This is a genomic window from Corynebacterium sp. (assembly GCF_012838985.1).
Classification (GTDB): domain Bacteria; phylum Actinomycetota; class Actinomycetes; order Mycobacteriales; family Mycobacteriaceae; genus Corynebacterium.
Genome location: NZ_DUOE01000004.1, coordinates 1 through 2364, shown reverse-complemented (window position 1 = coordinate 2364; position 2364 = coordinate 1). Strand labels below are relative to the sequence as shown.

The following is a 2364-nucleotide window of genomic DNA, read 5'->3' as shown; positions in this document are numbered from 1 at the left end:
GTCCTCGGGCCGCGGCCGGTTCCCTTTTTCTCACAGGAGCATCCACCATGGGATTCCGATCCAAGCGCCGTGTCATCGCGGCCAAGACCCCCGGCGAACTCGACGCCATGCAGGCCGCCGGCGAGATCGTCGGCCGCGCGCTGCAGGCCGTGAAGGCCGCCGCCGCCCCCGGCGTGAGCACCCTCGAGCTCGACCAGATCGCGGAGCAGACCATCCGTGACGCCGGCGCCGTCCCGAGCTTCCTGGGCTACCAGGGCTTCCCCGGCTCCATCTGCGCCTCACCCAACGACGTCATCGTCCACGGCATCCCGTCCGCGGACGTCGTGCTGGAGGAGGGCGACCTGCTCTCCGTCGACTGTGGCGCGACCTTCGAGGGCTGGGTCGGTGACTCGGCGTGGACCTTCGGCATCGGGGAGGTCGACGAGGACGTCGAGAAGCTCAATCAGGCGACCGAGTGGGTCCTCCACGAGGGCCTCAAGGCCATGATCCCCGGCAACCGTCTCACGGACGTGTCGCACGCCCTGGAGAAGGCCACCCGCGCCGCGGAGGAGAAGTTCGGCGTGCAGCTCGGCATCGTCGACGGCTACGGCGGGCACGGCATCGGACGCACCATGCACGAGGACCCCTTCCTGGCCAACGAGGGCCGTCCCGGCCGCGGCCCGCGCATCCAGGCGGGTTCGGTGCTGGCGATCGAGCCGATGCTCACGTTGGGCACGACCGATTCGGCCGTCCTCGAGGACGACTGGACCGTGGTCACCCTCGACGGGTCCTTCTCCTCGCACTGGGAGCACACCGTCGCGGCGACCGACACGGGGCCGCGGATTCTCACCCCGAGGCTGTAGAAAATCTCTTTCCGGTTTATACTTCAACGCATGCGTTCCATTGCCCGCCGTTTCGGCGCTGTCCTCGCCTCCGTCGCCACTGCAGCCACGCTGCTGGTGACGCCCGCCGTCGCCCAGGTGCAGGACCTGTCTTCGCAGGTCGGTGCGCCGCAGGTCGGTTCCTCGCAGCAGGACCTGCAGGATGCGGCGTGGAACACCCGTAACCAGATCCACCGTCAGACCCGCGTGCTCGACCCGCAGTCCTCCAACGCCGTCCGCGGCGCGGTGGACGCGGCCCTCGAGGCCACCTACCCGGGGCTGATCAACCAGCGCATGGAGGCGGCCCGTCCGGCTCCTGCCCCGGCACCGGCCCCCGCGCCGGCTCCGGCCCCGCCGGTCGACAACTTCGACTACGGCCCGTGCCCCAAGGACGCCAAGGTCTGCGTCGACCTCAAGGGCAACCGCACCTGGCTGCAGAACAACGGCGTGAAGTACTACGGCCCCGCCTACCATGCCCCGGGTAAGCCGGGACAGGAGACCCCGCGCGGCACCTTCTGGGTCAACCGCAAGGTCAAGGACGAGGTGTCCTACCTCTTCGACAACGCCCCGATGCCGTACGCCGTGTACTTCACCTACAACGGCCACGCCTTCCACCAGGGCAACACCTACTACGAGTCCGCCGGCTGTGTCCGCCTCGCGCCGCAGGACGCGCAGAAGTACTTCAACGATCTCCAGATCGGCGACAAGGTCTTCATCTGGTAGGACCGGTCCGTCCGGGGATGAGGGGGCGTCGGGAAGCGGGGGAGTGCTTCCCGACGCACGGGGGTTTGGTTTTCCATGCCTGTGCAGGTAGGCTTTCGGTTTGGTGTATACGCGAATGCGCATACCCCTGCAGTAGATCTGTGAAACCAGCACGGTGCCGCTCAAGACGGCACCAGGAATGTGGAGGATATGGCTAAGGAAGGCGCCATCGAGGTTGAGGGTCGCATTGTCGAGCCCCTGCCGAATGCAATGTTCCGTGTCGAGCTCGACAACGGACACAAGGTTCTCGCTCACATCAGTGGCAAGATGCGCCAGCACTACATCCGTATCCTCCCCGAGGATCGCGTCGTTGTGGAGCTGTCTCCGTACGACCTGACTCGCGGACGCATCGTCTACCGCTACAAGTAAGAACAACCGCCTCCTTACTCACCGGCGTGATCACCGGGGCGCATCACTGTGCTCCGCACGCCCACTCACCTTCAGCCGCGGTGGCTGAAGCCCCACGAAACACGATCCATCGTCCGGTCATCGGTCCGGGCAAAGCATCGCCAGGTGGGGACGAGTAGGGAGAAAACCACCGTAAACAACCCGAAAGGTACGTACCACATGGCACGTCTTGCAGGTGTTGACCTTCCGCGCAACAAGCGCATGGAGGTCGCACTCACTTACATCTACGGCATCGGCCCCGCCCGTGCCGCCCAGCTTCTCGCAGAGACCGGCATCTCTCCCGACCTGCGCACCGACAACCTGTCCGATGACCAGGTTGCCGCCCTCCGTGACG

The 2364-nt window shown here is 66.2% G+C and carries 4 protein-coding genes; all 4 read left to right on the top strand.

The annotated features are described in order from the left end of the window. Window positions 1-47: 47 nt before the first annotated feature. Window positions 48-842, top strand: a complete 795-nt coding sequence (gene map, locus GXZ33_RS00160) for a type I methionyl aminopeptidase (protein WP_291338845.1) — start codon at window positions 48-50, stop codon at window positions 840-842. 30 nt (window positions 843-872) lie between these two features. After that, window positions 873-1583, top strand: a complete 711-nt coding sequence (locus tag GXZ33_RS00155; protein WP_291338844.1) for a L,D-transpeptidase — start codon at window positions 873-875, stop codon at window positions 1581-1583. 189 nt (window positions 1584-1772) lie between these two features. Then, on the top strand, window positions 1773-1991 hold the full coding sequence (gene infA / locus GXZ33_RS00150) for a translation initiation factor IF-1 (RefSeq protein ID WP_003854422.1): 219 nt from the start codon (window positions 1773-1775) through the stop codon (window positions 1989-1991). A gap of 198 nt (window positions 1992-2189) precedes the next feature. Then, a partial coding sequence (gene rpsM / locus GXZ33_RS00145; RefSeq protein WP_291338846.1) for a 30S ribosomal protein S13 occupies window positions 2190-2364 on the top strand: 175 nt, incomplete at its 3' end.

Coding starts and splice junctions, on each gene's coding strand:
- infA (WP_003854422.1), top strand. CDS start 1,773: ATGGCTAAGGAAGGCGCCATCGAGGTTGAGGGTCGCATTGTCGAGCCC.
- GXZ33_RS00155 (WP_291338844.1), top strand. CDS start 873: ATGCGTTCCATTGCCCGCCGTTTCGGCGCTGTCCTCGCCTCCGTCGCC.
- map (WP_291338845.1), top strand. CDS start 48: ATGGGATTCCGATCCAAGCGCCGTGTCATCGCGGCCAAGACCCCCGGC.